The organism is Pseudomonas abieticivorans (assembly GCF_023509015.1).
Classification (GTDB): Bacteria; Pseudomonadota; Gammaproteobacteria; order Pseudomonadales; family Pseudomonadaceae; genus Aquipseudomonas; species Aquipseudomonas abieticivorans.
In genome coordinates, this window is record NZ_CP094975.1 from 5,127,171 (window position 1) to 5,148,617 (window position 21,447).

At 64.6% G+C, this 21,447-nt stretch carries 17 protein-coding genes; 16 read left to right on the forward strand and 1 reads right to left on the reverse strand.

Translation table 11 applies throughout. The features are described 5' to 3' along the window. The first annotated feature begins 22 nt into the window (after nucleotides 1–22). The 6 genes from L9B60_RS23400 (at nucleotide 23) to L9B60_RS23425 (ending at nucleotide 9,070) form a co-directional block, all read left to right on the forward strand. The gene (locus tag L9B60_RS23400) at nucleotides 23–1,612 is read left to right on the forward strand and encodes an amidase (RefSeq protein ID WP_249673341.1); all 1,590 of its coding nucleotides are present in this window, start codon (nucleotides 23–25) and stop codon (nucleotides 1,610–1,612) included. A gap of 132 nt (nucleotides 1,613–1,744) precedes the next feature. After that, nucleotides 1,745–2,932 carry an acyl-CoA dehydrogenase family protein gene (locus tag L9B60_RS23405; protein ID WP_249673342.1) on the forward strand — a complete coding sequence of 396 codons (1,188 nt, stop codon included), beginning with the start codon at nucleotides 1,745–1,747 and terminating at the stop codon, nucleotides 2,930–2,932. A gap of 60 nt (nucleotides 2,933–2,992) precedes the next feature. Further along, nucleotides 2,993–4,705 (forward strand): FAD-dependent oxidoreductase, encoded by a 1,713-nt coding sequence (locus L9B60_RS23410; protein ID WP_249673343.1) that lies wholly within the window; start codon nucleotides 2,993–2,995, stop codon nucleotides 4,703–4,705. Between the two features lie 9 nt (nucleotides 4,706–4,714). Then, a complete protein-coding gene (locus L9B60_RS23415) occupies nucleotides 4,715–6,409 on the forward strand; it encodes an FAD-binding protein (protein ID WP_249673344.1) in 1,695 nt (564 codons plus the stop codon). Continuing rightward, the gene (locus L9B60_RS23420) at nucleotides 6,406–7,434 is read left to right on the forward strand and encodes a ferredoxin--NADP reductase (RefSeq protein WP_249673345.1); all 1,029 of its coding nucleotides are present in this window, start codon (nucleotides 6,406–6,408) and stop codon (nucleotides 7,432–7,434) included. Before L9B60_RS23415 ends, L9B60_RS23420 begins: the two co-directional genes overlap by 4 nt. A 91-nt stretch (nucleotides 7,435–7,525) precedes the next feature. After that, the gene (locus L9B60_RS23425) at nucleotides 7,526–9,070 is read left to right on the forward strand and encodes a FadD3 family acyl-CoA ligase (protein WP_438866151.1); all 1,545 of its coding nucleotides are present in this window, start codon (nucleotides 7,526–7,528) and stop codon (nucleotides 9,068–9,070) included. A gap of 69 nt (nucleotides 9,071–9,139) precedes the next feature. Here L9B60_RS23425 and L9B60_RS23430 read toward each other — a convergent pair whose 3' ends face one another. Then, nucleotides 9,140–9,925: an enoyl-CoA hydratase gene (locus L9B60_RS23430; protein WP_249673347.1), complete on the reverse strand. Its 786-nt coding sequence runs from the start codon at nucleotides 9,923–9,925 to the stop codon at nucleotides 9,140–9,142. A gap of 146 nt (nucleotides 9,926–10,071) precedes the next feature. Between L9B60_RS23430 and L9B60_RS23435 the strand changes: the two genes are divergently transcribed. The 10 genes from L9B60_RS23435 to L9B60_RS23480 all read left to right on the forward strand — a co-directional run bounded on the left by L9B60_RS23435 (nucleotide 10,072) and on the right by L9B60_RS23480 (nucleotide 21,374). Then, a complete protein-coding gene (locus tag L9B60_RS23435) occupies nucleotides 10,072–10,857 on the forward strand; it encodes an SDR family oxidoreductase (protein ID WP_249673348.1) in 786 nt (261 codons plus the stop codon). A gap of 57 nt (nucleotides 10,858–10,914) precedes the next feature. Beyond that, on the forward strand, nucleotides 10,915–11,892 hold the full coding sequence (locus tag L9B60_RS23440) for a bifunctional MaoC family dehydratase N-terminal/OB-fold nucleic acid binding domain-containing protein (RefSeq protein ID WP_249673349.1): 978 nt from the start codon (nucleotides 10,915–10,917) through the stop codon (nucleotides 11,890–11,892). A gap of 8 nt (nucleotides 11,893–11,900) precedes the next feature. After that, nucleotides 11,901–13,034: an acyl-CoA dehydrogenase family protein gene (locus tag L9B60_RS23445; protein ID WP_249673350.1), complete on the forward strand. Its 1,134-nt coding sequence runs from the start codon at nucleotides 11,901–11,903 to the stop codon at nucleotides 13,032–13,034. Then, on the forward strand, nucleotides 13,006–13,425 hold the full coding sequence (locus L9B60_RS23450) for a MaoC family dehydratase (protein WP_249673351.1): 420 nt from the start codon (nucleotides 13,006–13,008) through the stop codon (nucleotides 13,423–13,425). The genes L9B60_RS23445 and L9B60_RS23450 overlap by 29 nt, the downstream gene beginning before the upstream one ends. Before the next feature lie 19 nt (nucleotides 13,426–13,444). Continuing rightward, nucleotides 13,445–14,623, forward strand: coding sequence for a lipid-transfer protein (locus tag L9B60_RS23455; protein ID WP_249673352.1), 1,179 nt, complete (start codon nucleotides 13,445–13,447; stop codon nucleotides 14,621–14,623). Nucleotides 14,624–14,633: 10 nt separating this feature from the next. Then, nucleotides 14,634–15,803: an acyl-CoA dehydrogenase family protein gene (locus L9B60_RS23460; RefSeq protein ID WP_249673353.1), complete on the forward strand. Its 1,170-nt coding sequence runs from the start codon at nucleotides 14,634–14,636 to the stop codon at nucleotides 15,801–15,803. A 53-nt stretch (nucleotides 15,804–15,856) separates the two neighbouring features. Then, on the forward strand, nucleotides 15,857–17,044 hold the full coding sequence (locus tag L9B60_RS23465; protein WP_249673354.1) for an acyl-CoA dehydrogenase family protein: 1,188 nt from the start codon (nucleotides 15,857–15,859) through the stop codon (nucleotides 17,042–17,044). Nucleotides 17,045–17,057: 13 nt separating this feature from the next. Then, nucleotides 17,058–18,212 carry an acyl-CoA dehydrogenase family protein gene (locus L9B60_RS23470; RefSeq protein ID WP_249673355.1) on the forward strand — a complete coding sequence of 385 codons (1,155 nt, stop codon included), beginning with the start codon at nucleotides 17,058–17,060 and terminating at the stop codon, nucleotides 18,210–18,212. A gap of 2 nt (nucleotides 18,213–18,214) precedes the next feature. Further along, entirely contained in the window at nucleotides 18,215–19,903 is a 1,689-nt protein-coding gene (locus L9B60_RS23475; protein WP_249673356.1) for a class I adenylate-forming enzyme family protein, read from the forward strand. 88 nt (nucleotides 19,904–19,991) lie between these two features. Next, nucleotides 19,992–21,374 (forward strand): DUF1329 domain-containing protein, encoded by a 1,383-nt coding sequence (locus L9B60_RS23480; RefSeq protein ID WP_249673357.1) that lies wholly within the window; start codon nucleotides 19,992–19,994, stop codon nucleotides 21,372–21,374. Nucleotides 21,375–21,447 lie beyond the last annotated feature (73 nt).

The window sequence follows — 21,447 nt, forward strand, 5'->3', positions numbered from 1 at the left end:
ATAAAAATAAGGAATTGAACACATGGAACATAACGCATTGCCACTGGGCGACACTGCGCTTGCAGCGCCTGGCGACGTGGACGGCTGGCCTCGACGCCAGGTACTCAAGGCCGGCGCACTGGCCCTGGGGGTGGGTATGCTCGGGCGCTTTGCAGATGCCCGCGCCGCCGGCCTGTCGGCCAGCGACTACCAGGGGTTGGACGCCTGGGCCATGGCCAAGGGGCTGCAGGCCGGCCAGTTCAGTGCCCAGGACCTGCTCGCCGCCGCGATGGCCCGTTGTGACCTGGTCAACCCGAAGATCAATGCCGTCAACATGCGCCATGACGATTATGCCCGGGCGCTGCTGGCCGCCCGGCGCAAGGCCGGCACCCAGGCCCAGGGCGCGCTGGCAGGGGTGCCGATACTGCTCAAGGATCTCAATACCTACCTGCAAGGCACCACCACCAGCAACGGCAGCCGACTGTTCAAGGATGCACCGCCGGCCAGTGTCACCAGTACCTTGGTGCTGCGCTACGAAGCGGCCGGGGCGGTGCCTTTCGGTAAAGCGGCCTGCCCGGAATTTGGCCTGACCACCACCACCGAGTCGCTGGCCTGGGGGCAAACCCGCAACCCGTGGAACCTGGCGATGAGCGCCGGTGGTTCTTCCGGCGGCTCGGCTGCCGCCGTGGCCGCAGGCATCGTACCGGTCGCGCATGCCACCGACGGCGGAGGTTCGATCCGCATCCCTGCCTCCTATTGCGGGCTGGTCGGCCTGAAACCCACGCGCTACCGTACCCCCAGCGGGCCGCTGCGCCAGGAAGGCGCGTTCGGTACCAGTGTGGCAAACGTGGTATCGCGCAGTGTGCGCGACACGGCTTTGTTCCTCGATGCCGGGCAGGGCCACGAACCCGGTAGCCCGTACTGGGCGCAACCGTTGCAACGGCCTTATGTGGAAGAACTGGGGCGCGAGCCTGGGCGCCTGCGGGTAGGCCTGGTGCGCGACTCCATGACCGGTGCGCCGCTGGCCCCGGCGATTGCCAAGGTGCTGGAGGCCACCGTGCAGCAGTTGCTCGGCCTGGGCCACGAGGTGGATGAACTGCGCTTGCCCGTTCAACCCCAGCAGGTATTCGGTGCCCACGGCGCGGTCACCGGCAACGCCGTGCTGGCCACCGTCAACGACCGCGAGAAAGCACTGGGCCGGGCCTTGGGGCCGCAAGACCTGGAGCTCATCACCTATGCCATCCTCGAGCGCGCGGGCAAGGTCAGCGGCGAGGGGATTGTCCGTGCCCGCTTGGCGTTCGAAAACATCACCCAGGCCATGGAGCAGACGTTCGAGCGCTTCGATGTGTTGCTCTCGCCAGTCACCTCCAGTTTGACCCCGGCATTGGGAGAGCTGTCGCTCAACCAGCCGTGGGAAACCTATATGCAAAAAGCCATGGGCAGCGCCGGTTTCACCGTGCTGGCCAACGTCAGCGGGCAACCGGCGATCACCCTGCCGTTGGGCATGAGCGACACTGGCCTGCCGGTGGGCATGATGTTCACCGCGCGCCTGGGCGGTGAGGACGTGCTGCTGCGCCTGGCCTCGCAACTGGAGCAGGACCGTCCATGGGCCGCCAGGCGCGCATCGGTTTAAGCCATCAGAGGTGCCACGGGCGGCGCTGCAATCGGCACCTCTAGTCCGCTTTGACGATGAATAATCGTCTGCTGCGTTCGATCATCCATCAAGGCTCGCGCATTGGCGCAACGAGATCGGGAGAACGAACGGATGGACAGCATGCGAGTAAAAACGCCGGAAGAAATCAAACTGCTGGAACACGCTCGGCGCCTGGTGCCGGCCCTCAAAAGCCGCACCGCGCGCGCTGATCGCGAGTTCAAGGTGCCGGAAGAAACCCTCTTCGAACTGCAGCAGGCCGGCTTGTTGCGAGCACTGCAACCACGGGCTTTCGGTGGCTTTGAGGTCGACCCACGCACCTTCTTCGAAATCCAGATGATCCTTGCCGAGGGCTGTATGTCCACGGCGTGGATCTATGGCGTGATGGGCGTGCACCCTTGGCAACTGGCACGCTACCCGATCGAGGCCCAGCGCGATGTCTGGGGCCAGGACCCCTCGACCTTGATCTCGTCCACCTACATGCCGGTGGCCAAGGTGGTACCGGTCGAGGGTGGCTATCACATCAGCGGCCGCTGGGGCTTTTCCAGCGGCAGCGAGCACTGCCAATGGTGCTTTTTGGGCGGCGTGCTGCCCGCCGACGGTGAGCAGGCCGCCGAGCACGGCACCTTTCTGATCCCTCGCAGCGACTACCGTATCGAACACAACTGGGATGTACTGGGCCTGCGTGGCACCGGCAGCCACGACATTATCGTGGAGGATGCCTTCGTGCCGGCGCACCGCGTGCAGCGCACCAACAACTGCACGATTGAGGCCACCCCGGGACGATTGGTCAACACCAATCCGATCTACGCCATTCCCTTCGCCCAGTTGTTCACCCGCGCCGTCTCTTCGTCGGCCATTGGCGCCTTGCAAGGGGCGATCAACGAGTTTCGCGCCAATGCCGCGGCGCACATCGGCAAGCACGGGATGAAAACCGCTGACGATCCGGTGGCACAAACCACCGTGGCCGAGGCAACGATCACCGTCGACAGCCTGCGCCTGGTGCTGGAGCGCAACTACGCGCATTTGATGGCGCTGGCCGAGGCGGGCGAGTACCCCGACGTGGAAACCCGCTTGCTGTACCGCTACCAGTCCTCCTATGTCACCAACATCTGTGCCGAGAAGGTCAACGAGCTGCTGCGCTGCATGGCCGCTTCCGGGCTGTACAACACCAACCCGGTCGCGCGGCTGTTTCGTGACCTGCACCAGGCGCGTGGGCATATCGCCAACAACTACATGGCCTTCAGCCGCAGCCTTGGCGCCGTGCAGTTGGGCCTGCCCAACCCGGACCCCTACGTTTGAGCCGTGCCCGGGCCTGCCAGCAGGCCCGGGCCTTCCGATCACAGCCAAGGCACAATAACAATGACAGCTAACGCTCAGTCCACTTCCCACTACGACGTGATCGTCGTCGGCTCCGGCGCCGGTGCAATGACCTCGGCGCTGTTTGCCGCCGAGCAGGGTCTTTCGGCACTGGTTGTCGAGAAAAGCGACAAGTTCGGCGGCACCTCGGCGATTTCCGGCGGCGGCATCTGGATCCCCAACAACCATTATTTTGCTGCCAAAGGCGGGCACGACAGCTTCGAGCTGGCCCTGCAGTACCTCAAGGCGGCCACCGGTGGGCATGGCGATGAACTGCGCCTGCGCGCCTACCTCAAGCACGCCCCGCAGATGATTCAGGCCCTGGAGCACAAGAGTCATGTGCGCTATGCCGTGGCCGAAAAATACCCGGACTACTACCCGCAACTGCCCGGTTCACTGGAAGGCGGTCGCACCCTGGACCCGGAGCTGTTCGACACCAGCCTGCTCGGTGAAGAACTGGGCAACCTGCGCTCGCCTTCGCCTTCGACCCTGTTGATGGGGCGTATTGCCTGGACGGCCCGGCATGCGCACAAGGCCATGTCCCGCTCGTTTGGCTGGCGCATGCTGATTCTCGGCCTGATGCTGCGCTACAAAACCGATTTCAAGTGGCGGCGCAAGGGCCGCCGCGACCGTCGCGCCGCCTTGGGCAGTGCCCTGGTGGCCTCGCTGCGCCGCTCGCTGATGGACCGCGATATCCCGCTATGGTTGAACACCGATTTCCAGATGCTGCTGACCGACGAGGAGGGCCGCGTTTGTGGCGTGCAGGTTTGCCGCGACGGCCAGGTGCTGCAGCTCAAGGCGCGGTGCGCGGTGATCCTGGGGTCTGGTGGCTTTGAGCAGAACCAGGCGCTGCGCGAGCAGTACTTGCCGCAGCCCACCCAGCGTGGCTGGAGCGCCACGCCACCGGGTAATAACACCGGTGCGGGCCTGCAGGCCGGCATCGCCTTGGGCGCGGCCACGGCCTTGATGGACTGGGCCTGGTGGGCGCCGACCATTGCCGTGCCGGGGGAAGACAAGCCGCGCGGGGTGTTTGCCGAGCGAGCGTTCCCCGGCGCCATCGTGGTCAACCGCCAGGGCCAGCGTTTTGTCAACGAAGCCGCACCGTACCTGGAGTTTGTTGACGCCATGTACCGTGACAACCAGCCTTCTGGCGGCCAGTCGATCCCGGCCTGGGTGATCTTCGACGGCCACTTCCGTTTCAACTACGCCATGGGCCCTTTGATGCCGGCGCAGGTGATGCCCGACAGCCGCTTGCGCAAGGAATGGCTCAATGCGTTGTACTTCAAGGCCGACAGCCTGGCGGCGCTGGCAGCGCAGATCGGCGTCGACGGCGCAGGCCTTGAACGCACGGTGCAACGCATGAATGGGTTCGCCCGCAGCGGCGTCGATGCCGACTTCGGTCGGGGTGGCAACGTCTTCGATCGTTATTACGGCGACAGCAACGTCAAACCCAACCCGTGCCTGGCGCCGCTGAGCAAGGGCCCTTATTACGCGATGCGCCTGGATGCGGGCGACATCGGCACCAAGGGTGGGCTGTTGACCAACGAGCACGCCCAGGTGTTGCGCCAGGATGGCCAGGCCATCCCGGGCCTGTATGCCATTGGCAACTGCTCCTCGTCTGTCATGGGCACCAGCTATCCCGGTGCCGGCGGTACGTTGGGCCCGGCCATGACGTTCGGTTACATCGCCGCCCATCACATTGCCGCCCAAGGCTGAGGAGTCGCCATGCCTGCTGCAGTCAACTCAACCTGTACCCCCATTGGGCCGGCACTGCGGGTGGCGGATGCCGACGCGCTGCGCTGGGATGATCACTGTGACGTATTGGTGATCGGCTGGGGCGCGGCCGGTGCCTGCGCCGCGCTCGAAGCCCAGGCGCAGGGCGCCGATGTGCTGGTGGCCGACCGGTTTACCGGGGGCGGCGCCAGTGCCAAGAGCGGTGGCGTGGTCTACGCCGGCGGTGGCACCCGCCAGCAGCGCAGCGCCGGCTTCGCCGACACGCCCCAGGCAATGTTCAGTTACCTGCAGCATGAAACCCAAGGCGTGGTCAGTGATGCCACCTTGCAGCGTTTTTGCCAGGACAGCGCCGCCAACCTGGAGTGGCTGGAAAGCCATGGCGCGCCCTATGCCCACAGCATGCCGCCCGGCGGCAAGACCTCCTATCCAGGCGATGGCTACTTTCTGTATTACTCGGGCAACGAACTCGTGCCCTCGCATCGCAACGAGTCGCCACCGGCACCACGCGGGCATCGCACGGTCGGCAAGGGCCAATGTGGCGCGGTGCTGTATTCGCACCTCAAGGCTGCTTGCCTGCGCAATGGCGTGCGCACCCAGCTTCAGTCTGCCGCCCGGCGCCTGGTGGTCGATGCCAGTGGCACGGTGGTGGGCGCCGAGCTGTGGTGCTTGCCTGCCGGCAGTGCGCAGGCGCGGCTGCATGCCAAATGGGCGGCGCGCGCCGAGCGTTTGCAGAACTTCGCGCCGCGCTACAGCGACACCCTGCGCCAGCGCCTCTACCAGCTGGAGCACGATTTTGCCCGACCGTGCCGTGTGCGCGCCCGGCGTGGGGTGGTGCTGAGCACCGGCGGCTTTATCTTCAACCGCGAGATGATCCGCGAGCATGCGCCGACCTTTCGCCGCAACTTCAAAGTCGGCGCCACCGGCTGTGATGGGAGCGGCGTGCGCCTGGGCCTGAGCGTCGGCGCGGCGGCCGATCGCTTGCAGCGGGTCTCGGCCTGGCGCTTTATCAACCCGCCGCTCTGCTGGCCCAAGGGCATTGTGGTCAACACCCTCGGCCAGCGCTTCGTCAACGAAGAAGTCTACGGTGCAACGCTCGGCCAACCGCTGTGCGAAGAGCAGGGCGGCAAGGCCTGGCTGGTGCTGGACGCGCGCTTGCGCAAGCAGGCGATCAAGCAAGCGTTGTTTGGCGGTTACTGGTGGTTCCAGAGCCTGCCGGCACTGGTGTTGATGCTGTGGCGGGTGCGCAAGGGCCAGAGCCTCGAGCAGTTGGCCCAGGTCAGCGGCATGCAGGCCGAGGCGTTGCGCAGCGCCGTGCAAGCCAACAACGCGGCCGCCCGTGGCGACGCCGCCGATGCCTTTGGCAAGTCCCGGGAGAGCCGCCAGGCACTGGATCAGGGGCCGTACTACGCCTGTGACATCTCCGTGGGCAACCCGCTGTTCCCCCTAGGCGCCTTGACCCTTGGCGGGCTAAAGGTCGATGAACGCAGTGGTGCCGTATTGGATGAGCACGGCCAGCCGATCCGCGGCCTCTACGCGGCCGGGCGCGCGGCCATCGGCATTCCTTCGCACCTGTACATCAGCGGCTTGTCGCTGGCCGATTGCGTGTTTTCCGGACGGCGTGCAGGGCGCTCGCTGGTGGCTGCAACGGCCCCCTCAGGCCTTCAAACCAGCGAGCCATTGACATGAGCCAGGACTATTTGAGCGTACGCGTGACCCGCGTGATAGAAGAGACCGCCGACAGCCGCTCGCTGGAGTTCCAATTGCCTGCGGAGCTGGTGGCGCAGTTCCATTACAAACCCGGACAGTTCCTGACGTTGCGGGTGCCCCACGACGGCGGCTGGCTGCCACGCTGCTACTCGCTGTCGAGCACGCCGCTGCTCGACGAGCCGCTGCGGGTCACCATCAAGCGGGTGCGCGATGGGCGCGCCTCGAACTGGCTGTGCGACACCGTGCAAGCGGGCGACAGCCTGCAGGTACGGGTGCCGGCCGGGGTGTTTGTGCCGCGTCAACTGGACACCGACCTGCTGCTGTTGGGCGCAGGCAGCGGGGTGACCCCGATGCTGTCGATCCTGCGCTCGGCGCTGCTGGCTGGCAGCGGGCGGATACGGCTGATCTACGCCAACCGTGACGAAAACTCGGTGATTTTCCGTGATCAACTCAACGCCCTGGCCAATGCGCACCCCCAGCGCCTGCAGGTGATCCACTGGCTTGATTCGGTGCAAGGCATCCCATCGGTGAGTCAGTTGGCCGAGTTGGCCAGGCCCTTTGCCGGCGCCGAGGCCTTTATCTGCGGCCCCGGGCCGTTCATGGAGGCTGCCGTCAGCGCCCTGCAAGCGTTGGGCATGCCGGCCGCGCAGGTGCACGTCGAGCGTTTCGTCTCACTGCCTGAAGAGGGCGAGGTCAGCGCGCCCGTTGCGGTCGATACAAGCCGGCCCGGCAGCCAGCTGTCCGTGCGTCTGGACGGTGAAGAGTTCGAGGTGCCCTGCGCCCCAGGCGAGACCCTGCTCGACGCTATGCGCCGGGCTGGCCTGCAGCCACCGAGCTCGTGCCTGGTCGGCTCCTGTGCCACCTGCATGTGCACCGTGCAGCGTGGCGAGGTGCACCTGCTGCGCAACGATGCCCTGGACCCACAAGAAATCGAAGAGGGTTGGACGCTGGCGTGCCAGTCGTTGGCCCTTAGCGCGCACCTGCGCGTGTGCTTTCCCGAATAACCCGACTGCCGAGTGTGTCACCATGACTGCATGTTCTGCTTCACCGGGCACCTTGCCTGCCTGCCACCCAGTGCCGTTGTCGATCCCCGCCATGCTATTGGCCAGTGCCGAGCGCTTTGCCGGCCGGGCTGCCATCGAAGAACACGGCGTGGCCACCGACTACCGTGACCTGCCCGCACTGGCCCTGGGCGTGTGCCGCAGCCTGATGGCGCTGGGCATCGCGCCCGGTGACCGCGTGGCGATCTGGGCGCCCAATTGCCGTGACTGGGTGATTGCCGCTTTGGGCGTGCAGTGCGCAGGGGCGGTGCTGGTGCCGATCAACACCCGCATGAAAGGTGCTGAAGCGGCCGATATCCTGCTGCGCAGCCAAGCGCGGGTGCTGCTGCTGCAAGGGGACTTCCTGGGCCAGGACTACCAGGCGATGCTGGCGCCGCTGCGCCCGCCCAGCCTGGAACAGTGGGTGGTGTTCGGTGCCACGGCGCCACGCACCCCCTGCGACCTGGGCTGGGCTGCGTTTCTCGCCAAGGGCGAGGCGGTGAGCGAACTGCAAGCCCGCCAGCGCGCGCTGGCGGTTGGCCCACAGGACTTGTCCGACCTGTTGTTTACCTCCGGCACTACTGGCAAACCCAAGGGCGTGATGAGTGCCCACGGGCAAAACCTGCGCGCCTACAACGAATATGTCTCGGTCATTGGCCTGCGCCCGGGTGATCGTTACCTGATCATCAACCCGTTTTTCCATGCGTTTGGCTACAAGGCCGGTTGGCTGACCTGCCTGCTGGCCGGGGCAACCATCCTGCCGCATGCGGTGTTCGATGCCGAGGCTGTGTTCCAGCGCATCGCCGCCGAACGCATCAGCGTGTTGCCAGGGCCGCCGACCCTGTACCTGTCGATGCTGGCCCACCCACGCCTGGCCGAAACCGACCTGTCGAGCTTGCGCATCGCCGTCACCGGCTCATCGACGATCCCGCCGGTACTGATCGAACGGATGCGCAAGGAGCTGGGTTTCGCCGTGGTCACCACCGCCTATGGCCTGACCGAGTGTGGCGGCCTGGCCACGATCTGCAACCCGGACGACCCCGCGGGCATCGTCGCCGCTACCAGTGGCCGCGCGATCGAAGGCAGCGAAGTGTGCATCCGCTCGGCAGATAATCAGCCGGTGGCCCAAGGTGAGGCGGGCGAGATTTGCCTGCGCGGCTTCCACGTGATGCGCGGCTACTTCAATGACCCCCAAGCCACCGCCCAGGCCATCGATGCCGACGGCTGGCTGCACACCGGTGACATCGGCAATCTGGATGCCCAGGGCAACCTGCAAATCACCGATCGCCTCAAGGATATGTTCATCGTCGGTGGCTTCAACTGCTACCCGGCCGAGATCGAGGCCGGGCTGATCGAACACCCGGCCATCGCCCAAGTGGCGGTCATTGGCATTGCCGACGAGCGCATGGGCGAGGTGGGGTGCGCGTGCGTGGTGCTGCGCCAAGGCCGGCAACTGGACGAGGCGTCACTCATCGCCTGGGCACGTGAGCGCATGGCCAATTACAAAGTGCCGCGCCAGGTGCACTTTTTCACGGCGCTGCCGGTCAATGCCTCCAACAAAGTGCTCAAGGGGGAGCTGCGCGAAGCGCTGGCAGGTTAACGCTATTCAGAAAAAGAGCACCGTATGGGGGTGCTCTTGCGGTACGGGTGAGCATGACGCAACGTACGCCTACCTCCCTTCGAACCGCGCCGGCCGTTTCTCGATAAACGCCTGCATCCCTTCTTTCTGGTCCCGCGAGGCGAACAACAACGCATTGGCCTTGCGCTCCAGCGCCAAGCCCGCCTCCAGCGGCGCATCCATGCCCGCCAGGATCACCTCCTTGATCTGCTCGGCAGCCAACGGCGGCATGGCGGCAATCACCCCGGCCAACTTCAGGGCATGGGATTGCACCTGGTCATCGGCCACCACCTCGCTGACCAACCCCGAAACCCAGGCCTCTTGCGCGGTGATCGGCTGGCCCGTCAACGCCATGCGCATCGCCTTGGCCTTGCCCACCGCCCGCACCAGCCGTTGGGTACCGCCGATGCCGGGCATGATCCCGATGCGGATCTCCGGCTGGCAAAAGCGTGCGCTGTGCCCGGCCACAATAATATCGGCGAGCATCGCCAACTCGCAGCCACCGCCATAGGCATAACCGCACACTGCCGCAATCACAGGCTTGGGGCAGTGCTGGATCGGTGCCCAGACCCGCTCGGTATGGCGCTGATAAATATCAATCGGGCCCACCCCGGCCAGGCTGTTGATGTCGCCGCCGGCGGCAAACACCGCGTCGCCACCGGTCAACACGATACAACGCACCTCGGGGTTGCTGCCCAGTTCACTGAACAACTGCGACAGCAGCGCCTGCAGGTCCAGGCTCAGGGCATTGGTGGCGTGCGGGCGATTGAGCCGCAGCAGCGCGACCCCTGGGGCCGGGTGCTCCAGCAGTACCGGCGCGGTAAGCGAATCAGACATGGTCAACCTCAAGCAAAAGGCCCCCTGCGGGCGCCAGTGTGCCGATTGTTGCGAGCGCGGTGCAGGCCTTCATCGTCCGTTCAGACGACGAGGGCGAGCGGCTTTGTCCCTAGAGTGGCTCCCAACACAAGTAAAAGGAGCGTGCCATGAGTGGTCACTCGGGGCTGGATTACAGCGGCAAAGTGGTAGTGGTGACCGGCGGGACCAAGGGCATTGGCGCGGGTATCGCGCGCAGCTTTCTGGCCGCCGGGGCCCGCGTGATCGTCTGTGGGCGCAACGTCCCTGAGCGCCTGCCCAGCGTCGGCCAGGCGCAGGCGGACTTTATCGCGGCGGATGTGCGTGACCAGGCCTGCCTCCAAGGTGTGTTCGATCGCATCCGTGAGGCGTACGGGCGCCTCGACGTGCTGATCAACAACGCTGGCGGCAGCCCTTCGGCGGATGCCGCCAGCGCCTCGCCGCGGTTTCACGAGGGGATCATTCGCCTCAACCTGATTGCCCCGCTTAACGTCGCCCAGCAGGCCAACCGGCTGATGCAAGCCCAAGCCGGCGGCGGCTGCATCGTCTTTATCGGCAGCATCAGTGGCCTGCGTGCCTCGCCAGGCACCGCGGCCTACGGCGCGGCCAAGGCCGGGGTGTTGGCCTTGGTGCAGTCGCTGGCAGCCGAATGGGCGCCCAAAGTGCGGGTGGTCGCGGTAAGCCCCGGCCTGGTGCGCACCGAACTTGCGCACCTGCACTACGGCGATGAGGCCGGCATTGCCGCGGTCAGCGCCGGTATCCCGGCGGGGCGCATGGCGCTGCCCGAGGACATCGGCAACGCCTGCCTGTACATCGCATCCCCGCTGGCCGGTTACGCCAGTGGTTGCAATCTGTTGCTGCACGGCGGCGGTGAACGCCCGGCTTACCTTGGCGCGGCGCAGGTTGCGCCGCACTGATCGACCCACCTCGGCGTTGCAATTGCGAGCGCCGCTTTGAACATGCAGGAGACGAACTTGGCTGATCCACAATTGCTAACCAAAGTGCGCGCCCTGGTAGGGCGCGAATACGGGCGGGTGAACGCCTGGGACGAGGTCAACGCACCGATGATTCGCCAGTGGTGCGAAGTCATGGGCCTGGAAAACCCGCTGTACACCGACCCTGTCGCGGCGGCCAACAGCTGCAACGACGGCCTCATCGCGCCGCCGCCCATGCTGCAGGTCTGGTGCATGGAAGGCTTCCATATCAACAACTACGCCCCAGGCTCCACCACCGAGAACCCCTATGAGGTGCTTGGCCTGATCGAGACGTACGGCTACCCGTCGGTGGTGGCGGTGAACTCCGAGCTGACCTTCGAGCGCAACCTGCGCCTGGGTGAAAAGCTTTACTACACCACGCGCCTGGAATCGGTGGGCGACGAAAAAACCACCGGGCTTGGTACCGGCTTTTTCGTCACCCTGGTCATGAGCTATTTCTCGCAACAGGCCAGCGGTGATGAAAAAGTCGGCGAGCTGTTGTTCCGGGTGTTCAAGTTCCGCCCTGCCAACGTGCAAAAAACCGCAGCAGCGGCCCCGGCAACCGCTCCGCCGCTGGCGACCAAGCGCCCAACCCCAGGGGTCAGCGACGACACCCGGTTTTTCTGGGAGGGCTGCAAGCAAGGCCAGTTGCTGATTCAGCGTTGCACCCAGTGCGCCACGTTGCGCCACCCGCCTGCGCCGGTGTGCATCCAGTGCCACTCCTTTGATTGGGACACGTTGCAGGCCAGCGGCGCAGGCCAGCTGTATTCCTTCGTGGTGATGCACTACCCGCAGGTGGCGCCGTTCGACCACCCCAACCCGATCGGCTTGATCGAGTTGGACGAGGGGGTGCGCCTGATCGCAGGCCTGGTCGGCGTCAACCATGAAGACATGCGCATCGGGCAGCGTTTGCAGGTCGAGTTCCAGACCTTCGACGATGACCTTGCATTGCCGTTGTTCCGGCCGTTGGCCGAGTAGGGGGCGGTATGGATTTTGAACTCAACGAAGACCAGCGGGCGATTGCCGAGATGGCCGGCAGCCTGATGAGCGACTACTGCACTGACGAGCGCCTGCGTGACTGGGACGCGTCGGGGCAGGCCTACATGCAGCCGCTGTGGGCCAACTGCGTGGCAACCGGCCTGCATGCCTTGGCGATTCCCGAGGCGGCCGGTGGCAGCGGGCTGGGCATGACTGAACTGGTGCAGGTACTCGACGCCCAAGGCGGGGCGCTGGCACAGGTACCGTTGTGGCGCCACCAACTGGCCGCGGCCACCTTGGCAGAGTTCGGCGACCCGGCCTTGAGCCCGTGGGTGGAACAGGCTGCGGCAGGCAGTGGCCTGCTGACCTTGACGCTCGACAGCCTGACCCACGTGCGCGGCATCGAGTTGCAGGCCAGCCCCCAGGCAGATGGCTGGCGCCTGCAGGGGCGAGTCCTGGCACTGCCGCTGGCCGAGCAATCGGCGGCAGCGCTGGTGCCGGCCTTGGTGCAAGGGCAGCCGCGCTTGTTGCTGGTTGACCTGAGCCAGGCGGGTATCCGTCGTGTGGCCGGGGTCATGACCCACGGCGAAGCCTTCGCGGACCTGCATTTCAACGGCGTCAGCCTGAGCCACCAGCAACTACTGCCCGCCGCGGCGCTGGACTGGCTGGTACCCCGGGCGATTGCCGCGTTGTCGGCCTTGCAACTGGGCGTCAGCGCAGAGCAGGTGCACCGCACGGTGGCTTATGTCAGCGAACGTCGGCAGTTCGAGCGCAGCATCGGCAGTTTCCAGGCCGTGCAAATGAGCATGGCCGACACCCACGTACACCTGGAAGTGCTGCGCAGTGCCCTGTGGCAATTGTGCTACCGCCTCGATGCCGGCCTGCCGGTGCCTTGCGAGGCCCTGGCCACGGCTTACCTGGCCTGCGAGGCCGGGCACCGTATCGGCCATGTCGCCCAGCACGTGCACGGTGGCATCGGCGTGGACCTGACCTACCCGATCCACCGGTTCCTGTACTGGAGCCGGGCCTTGGGCAGCGCATTGGGCGGATCGTCGGCGATCCTGGAGCGTCTCGGCGAGTGGCTGAGCGATAACGACACCTTGGGATGGAAATATGACCTTGAAGAACACCAAGCGCTTTGAAACCGTGAGCCCGGGCGAGCAACTGCCGCCTCTGACGATTCCCATCACGGTCGGCCTGATTGCCGGCGGCGCGATTGCCACCCGCGATTATTTCCCCGGCCACCATGACCTGGAGGCGGCTCGCGAACTGGGTTCGCCGCATGTCTTCATGAACATCCTCACCACCAACGGCCTGGTACAACGCTTCATCGAGCAATGGGCCGGCCCCGAGGTGCAGTTTCGTTCGCTGAAAATCAAGTTGGGCGCACCGAACTACCCCGGCGACAGCATGACGTTCAGTGGGGAAGTCACTCATCAGGATGCCGCGACGCGCAGCCTGGAAGTCACCCTCAAGGGCAAAAACTCCATGGGCAACCACGTGACCGGCACGGTCGCGCTGGTTCTGCCTTAATTCGCGGGAGACAACACAGATGACGAATTCGTCGATTTCCGGGCGCGCCGCCATTGTCGGTTTGGGCGCGACCGAGTTTTCCAAGAATTCCGGGCGCACCGAGCTGCGCCTGGCCATGGAAGCGACGCTGGCAGCACTCAAGGACGCCGGGATCGACCCCAGCGAAGTCGAGGGCTTCAGCTCCTATTCGGTGGACAAGGTGCCGGAGTATGAGATTGCCCGCTTGCTGGGTTGCAAGGACGTCAAGTTCTTCTCCCAGGTGCCCCATGGTGGCGGTGCTGCGTGTGGGCCGGTGATGCACGCGGCAATGGCGGTGGCCACGGGCGTGGCCAAGGTGGTGGTGGTGTACCGGGCGATGAACGAACGCTCCTGGTACCGCTTCGGCACCGGCAATTATGGCTTTGCCTCGACGCCAACGTTCGAGAACGTCAATTACGGCTGGTACATGCCCCACGGCTTTCACACGCCGGCGGCGTGGGTCGGGATGTTTGCCCAGCGCTACATGCACACCTATGGCGCCACCAGCGAAGACTTCGGCCGGGTAGCGGTGGCGGCGCGTGACTTCGCGGCCAGCAACCCGCAGGCGTTCTTCCATGCAAAACCGATCACCCTGCAAGAGCACCAGGCCTCTCGCTGGATCTGTGAGCCGCTGCACCTGCTTGATTGCTGCCAGGAGTCCGATGGCGCGGTGGCCATGGTCATCACGTCGGCGGAGCGTGCCCGCGACTTGCCGCAAAAGCCCGTGATCATCAAGGCCGGCGCCCAAGGCATCAGCGCCGGGCAGCAAGTGATGACCTCGTATTACCGTGACGACATCACCGGCCTGCCGGAGATGGGTGTGGTCGCCAAAGAGCTGTACGGCCAGTCGGGCCTGGGCCCCGAGGCCTTCCAGACGGCGATTATCTATGACCACTTCACGCCCTTCGTGCTGCCGCAACTGGAAGAGTTTGGCTTTGCCAAGCGCGGCGAGGCCAAGGAGTTCATCCGCGAAGGCCACCATGCCCGTGGCGGCAAACTGCCGATCAACACCCATGGCGGGCAGTTGGGCGAAGCCTACATCCACGGCATGAACGGCATTGCCGAAGCCGTGCGCCAGGTGCGTGGCACGGCGGTCAACCAGGTGGCCAGTGTGGAAAACGTGCTGGTCACTGCCGGTACCGGCGTGCCCACCAGTGGCCTGATTCTCGGCGCGGTATAAGGAGCGTCCCATGTTTGTCGATCTCACCCCCGAGCAGCGTGCCCTGAGGCTCAAGGTTCGCGACTATTTCCAGAACCTGATGACCCCCCAGCTGCGCCAGCAAATGCGCGGCACCGAAGGCGGTGAACTGTTCCGCCGCACCATCGCCCAGATCGGTCGTGACGGCTGGCTGGCGGTGGGTTGGCCGAAGGCTTACGGTGGCCAGGGTTACGCCGCCACCGAGCAATTGATCTTTTTCGAAGAGGCCAACATCGCCGGTGCACCGCTGCCCTTCGTGACCATCAGTACCGTCGGCCCGGCGCTGATGGCCCACGGTTCGGCCCTGCAAAAAGAAAAATTCTTGCCCGGCATCGCCGCTGGCGAGATCAACTTTGCCATCGGTTACTCCGAAGCGAGCGCAGGCAGCGACCTGGCGGTGTTGAAAACCACGGCGCGCGAAGACGCCGACGGCTTTGTGGTCAATGGCAGCAAGCTGTGGACCTCGGGCGCCGACTCGGCCGACTACATTTGGCTGGCGGCCCGTACCGACCCCGAGCTGCCGCGCCACAAAGGCATTTCAATCCTGATTCTCGATACTCAGGCCAAAGGGTTTTCCAGCACCTTGATCCCGACCTCGGGAAACCCCACGGCGGCCACGTATTACGATAACGTACGCGTGCCGCGCTCCATGTTGGTGGGCGAGCTGAACGGTGGCTGGAAGCTCATCACCGCGCAGCTCAATCATGAACGCTTGGGGCTGGGGGCCTGGTCGGACAAGGTCGTCAGCCTGTTCACGCGGGTCTACCTGTGGGCGCGCTGCGCCGATGAACAGGGCCAGCGCGCCACTGACCATGCCTGGGTGCGGCGCGACCTGGCCGAGTGTTATGCCCGGTTGGAAGCCATGCGCTTGATCAACTTTCGGATCGCCGCGGACCTTGAGCGTGACCGCGTGGATGTCGCGCTGGCCTCGACCACCAAGGTGTATGGCTCGGAATCGGCGATCGAAATCCTGCGCAGGTTGTCGGCCATCGTCGGCGCCAGCGGCCTGACCCGCGCCGACTCTGCCGCGGCGTATCTGCTTGGCGAACTGGAGTATGAAGTGCGTGCGTCGGTGAACCTGACCTTTGGCGGTGGCACCAATGAAATCCAGCGCGAATTGATCGCGCAGTTCGGCTTGGGCATGCCGCGCACCCAACGCTGAGTCACGCTGCACCCTTGAAGCGAATAACAATAACAGCCCTTTCAGGTGAACGAATGAGCGCAATCGAGCAATTCAGGCAAGCGACGCGCGATTGGCTGCAGGCCAATTGCCCGCCGTCGCTGCGCATTGCAACCCCCGATGGCGAAATAGTCTGGGGGGGGCGCGAAGTCGCCTTTCCCAGCGAAGATGCGCGCCTGTGGTTTGAGCGTATGCGCGATAAAGGCTGGTTCTGCCCGCAATGGCCCAGTGAATACGGTGGCGGCGGGCTGAGCGCTGAGTACAACGCGGTATTGGAAAGTGAATTGCGCCGGCTCAAATGCCGACCAGCGCAGATCAACCTGGGCATCTGGATGCTCGGCCCGGTGCTGCTCGAGTTCGGCAGCCATGCGCAAAAGCAAGCGCTGCTGCCACCGATGTGCCGGGGTGAAGTGCGCTGGTGCCAGGGCTTTTCCGAGCCCAATGCCGGCTCCGACCTGGCCAGCCTGAAAACCTCGGCAGTGGCCGATGGCGATGACTTCGTGATCAACGGCACCAAGATCTGGACCTCCTACGGCGACAAGTCCGATTGGATGTACGCCCTGGTGCGCACCGACCCCAAGGCGCCCAAGCACCTGGGCATCAGCCTGATCGTGCTGGACATGAATAGCCCAGGCGTCAGCGTCTCGCCGATTGACTTGATCAGCGGCAAATCAGCCTTCTGCCAGGTGTTTTTTGACAACGTCCGGGTTCCGCGAAGCCAGTTGATCGGGCCGCTCAACGGTGGCTGGAACCTGGGCAAGAGCCTGTTGCAGCACGAGCGCAAGGCAATGTCCAAGTTCGGCGAGTTCAGCTTGCCCACGCACTTTCATTTGCTGCCGCTGATTCGTCATTACCTGCCCGACAGCCAGTCGCCCGCTGACCAGGCCCTGCGCACCCGCGCCCAGGCCTGCGCGATGAATGAGCATGCCTACAACCTGACCGTGCAGCGCATGGGCGAGGAGGCCAGGGCGGGGCTGGATACCAGCGCTGTGATGGCAATCATGAAACTGGTGCACACCGAACAGGAGCGCGACAAGTTCGAGGTGCTCCTCGATGCCCTCGGTTACCGCGCCTTGGGCCTGGAGGGCGAGCCGTTCAGCGATCAGGAACTGGCGATCACCCGGGGCTGGCTCAACAGCTTTGCCTTGACCATCTCCGGTGGTTCGTCCGAGGTGCAGTTGAATGTCATCGCCAAGCGGGTCTTGAACCTGCCAAGCGCTTAAGGGGAGTTGGACCATGAGTCTGGTGTATAGCGAAGAGCAACGCCTGTTGGCGGATAGCGCCCGCGAGTTTTTGGCCGCCCGCAGCCCGGTAGCGGCGCAGCGTCAGCTGCGTGACCACGGCGTGGCGCCGGGTTACGACCCGCAGTTATGGCAACACGCCGTGCAACTTGGCTGGAGCGCCATCCCGTTTCCCGAAGCGTTGGGCGGGCTGGATTTTGGGTGCATGGGCCTGGGGCCTATTTTCGAGTCCATGGGCAAACACCTGTCGGCTTCACCGTTGTTGTCCAGCGTGGTGCTCGCAGGTTCCCTGGTGCACCTGGCGGGGTCTGCTGGCCAGCAGGATCAGTGGCTTGCGGCCTTGATCAGCGGCGAGCGTCGCCTGGCCCTGGCCCTGGATGAACGGCCGCGCCATGGGCCGGCGGACACCGCGCTGGTGGCAGCGGCCGAGCACGGCGGTTATCGCCTCGATGGCGAGAAGTTTTTCGTCGTCGATGGCCTTGGCGCCGATGCCTACCTGGTGGCTGCCCGCACCGCAGGTCAGGCCGGGGCCGAGCAGGGCATCAGCCTGTTCCTGGTCCCGGCCAACACCCCGGGCCTTGAGGTCAGCGCGCTGGCGTTGATCGACTCGCGCAATTGTGCGCGGTTGCGCCTCAATGCCGTGCAACTGGGGCGTGATGCTTTGCTCGGTGTCGCGGGTGCGGCGTGGCCGGCCCTGGATGAGGCGCTCGATCGTGGCCGCGCCTGTTTGGCCGCGGAGCTGCTCGGCGCCGCCGAACAGCTGTTTGCCCTGACCCTGGACTACCTCAAGACCCGTGTGCAATTTGATGTGCCGATCGGCTCGTTCCAGGCCTTGCAGCATCGTGCGGCGCGTTTGCACGTGGAACTGCAATTGGCGCGCAGCGCAGTGATGGCAGGCTTGTCGTCACTGGACGACAGCACCTTGAGCGCGGCGCAGCGTGGCCGCCTGGTGAGCCTGGCAAAATGGAAAGCCGGCGAAGTCGCGGCCCTGGCCAGTAACGAAGCGGTGCAGATGCACGGCGGCATCGGCGTGACCGACGAGCTGGATGTCGGCCTTTACCTCAAGCGGATTCGCGTGGCCCAGGCGTGCCTGGGTGACAGTGATTTCCACTGCGTGCGCTACGCCGCCTGCGAGTCTTTGGAGAAATGACCATGAAGTTGCAACAGTGGCGCAACGCCTGGCAGCAGTTGATCGCAGCGGGCTCACCGTTCGAGGTGGTAACGGCACCTGACACGGGCCTGCGGTATTTTCGCCATGCAGCCCCCACGCTGCTGGACGCGATCGATGCCGGGCGTGCGCACGGTGAACGTGAATTCCTGGTGTGGGAGCAGCAACGCCTGACGTTCGCTGCATTTTTCGATCAGGTCGACCGCCTGGCCGGGCAACTGTCGCAACGCTTTGGCGTACGCCAGGGCGACCGGGTGGCCATCGCCATGCGCAACCAGCCGGCCTGGCTGGTGGCCTTCGTTGCCATTCAACGCTGCGGCGCGGTGTGCGTGCCGCTCAACAGTTGGGGCCTGCGCGACGAATTGTTCCATGGCCTGCAGGACTGCGGCGCGCACGTGCTGATCTGTGATGAACAGCGCCTGGCACTGCTGGCGGGCGACTTGCTGCAACAGCGCATGATCAGCCTGGTGGTGGGGCTGCACGAGGGGCAGCCGCTGGCGTCCAATTGCCAGCGTTTAGAGGCGTTGGTCCAGGCCCCGGCGCTGGCGCTGCCCAGCATCACCATCGGCCCCGACGATCCGGCGCTGATCCTCTACACCTCAGGCACCACCAGCCGCGCCAAGGGCGTGCTGTCCAGCCATGGTGCAATTTGCCAGGCGCTGGCGGCGCTGGAGTTCCAGACGGCTTTTTGCGCCATGAGTTCGCCCGAACGGGTCCAGGTGGTGATCGACAGCGGCCTGGCCCCGACCAACCTGATGGCGGTGCCGCTGTTCCATGTCAGCGGCCTGCACGCGCAGTTCCTGTTGGCATTGCGCAACGGCCGACGTTTGCTGTTGATGTACAAATGGGATGTGGACAAGGCCTTCGACCTGATTCGCGACGAACGCTGCACCCAGTTCAATGGCGCGCCGGTGATGATGCAGCAGTTGCTGGGTTCGCCACGCTTCGACAGCAGCGACAGCGCCAGCCTGTTCGGCCTGGGCCTGGGCGGCGCGATGGCCTCCAGCCGGCTGTTGGCGCACATCACCAAGCGCAAGCCGCACGCCATCAGTGGCAGTGGCTACGGCCTGACCGAAAGTAACGGCATCGGTGCCGCGGTGGGCGGCGACCAGTTCGTCTACAAGCCCGATTCGGTGGGCTGGCCACTGCCGATCGTGGACGTGCGCATCGGGCCCGACCCGCACGCGCCGTTGCCGGCCGGGCACAGCGGCTTGATCTGGCTGCGTTCGCCAACCTTGATGGACGCCTACTGGAGGTTGCCGCAGGTCAGTGCCCAAACCCTGCGCGACGGCTGGCTGGACACCGGTGACATTGGCCACCTGGACGAGGAGGGCTTTCTCTACATCACCGACCGCGCCAAGGACCTGATCAACCGCGCGGGCGAAAAGATCTCGGCCAGTGAGGTGGAGTCGTGCATCTGCGAAATGCCCGGCGTGCTCGAGGCGGCAGCCTTTGCCGTGGCCGATGAGGCGTTGGGCGAGCGCCTGGCCCTGGTGTTGCGCAGCGAGTGTCAGCCACCGCCCAGCCAGGAGCAGGTGTGTGCCTTTATCGGCCAGCGCCTTGCGGCCTACAAGGTACCGGCCCAGGTGCACACCCTGCACGCGCCGCTGCCGCGCAATGCGTCGGGCAAATTGATCAAGGCGCAGATCAAGCAATTGTTGGTCAGTGTCTGACTGATTAGTCTTTCCGGACGATGTGCTCCCCGGCAGATCAGGAACAATGGAGTACCCCAGAAGTCCTGGTCTGCGAAGGAGCCAATCGATGAGAATAACAACAAAAGGCGTGATGTTCGTAGCTGCAGTGGCCGTCAATGCCGGCCTGCAAGGCAGCGCACTGGCGCAAGTCTCGCCTCAAGAAGCCGCCAAGCTTGGCAAGGAATTGACCTGTGTGGGTGCCGAAAAAGCCGGCAACGCCGAGGGCACCATCCCGCCCTACACCGGTAAGTACTTGGGCGAAGTGCCGGGCTGGAATCATGTGAAATTTTCCGGCGACCAACCGGTCGATCCCTACGCGGCTGAAAAGCCCATCCTGGTGATTACCGCGCAGAACATGAGCCAGTACGACAGCCATTTGACCGAAGGTCAGAAAGCACTGCTCAAGCGTTACCCCACCACCTACAAGATGAACATCTACCCAGGACACCGTGACTTCCGTTACCCGGATTATGTTTGCGAACGGGTGATGAAAAACGCCCTGAACGCAAAGCTGGTGGATGATGGCATGGGGATCGTGGGGATTGGCCAGGTCCCGTTCCCGATTCCGAAAAACGGCATGGAGCTGCTGTGGAACCATCAGTTGCCGGCGCGCTCCTACACCGAAGAAAAAGTCAGTGACCTGGCCTCGGTACTGCCCAACGGCAGCATCGGCTGGGGGCGTGCCTACGCGCGCAACCTGTCGCAAGCCAACTCGCCGACCGTGGAGCCAAAAACCGAAAACGCTATCCAGGCCATGAGCTGGAACACCACGTTGAAGCCTGCGCGCGACAACGGCGTGGTGAGTATTTCCCAAGAACCCTATAACTTCCTCACCAACCCGCGTCAGGCCTGGAGCTACAGCCCGTCTACCCGCCGTGTACGGCAGCTACCGGGCTACGGTTACGATCAGCCGATGATTGGCACCAACGGCACCATGACGGTGGACGAAGACCGCCTTTACAACGGCTCGCCCGAACGCTTCAACTGGACGCTGATCGGCAAGCGTGAAATCTATGTGCCGGCCAACGCCTACAAGGCCAACGCCGGTGACGTCAAATACGCCGACATCCTGACCCCCAACCACCCCAACCCGGCTTACATGCGCTATGAGCTGCGCCGTGTCTGGGTACTTCAGGCCACGTTGAAAGAGGGCTACCGCCACGTGTACGGCAAGCGTGTGCTGTTTCTTGACGAAGACACCTGGCATTCGGTACTCGCCGACAACTACGACATCCGTGGCGCGCTGTGGAAGCACGCGATGATCAATTATTACTACCACCCGGACATGAGTGCCTGGCAAGCCGGTTCGCAATTCTTCATGGACCTGAACTCCGGCCAGTACACCGGCTACGGCATGACCAACGAAGCGAAGAAAGGGCCGATTCTCAACGAATCGAAGTTCACCCCGGACATGTATACCGCCGATGCGGCGCGTGCGATGGGGCGCTGATTGGGCTGAGTCGTCGAGCGTAAAAAACCCCAGGTGAAAACCTGGGGTTTTTTTATGGGTTATTTCCCGCTAG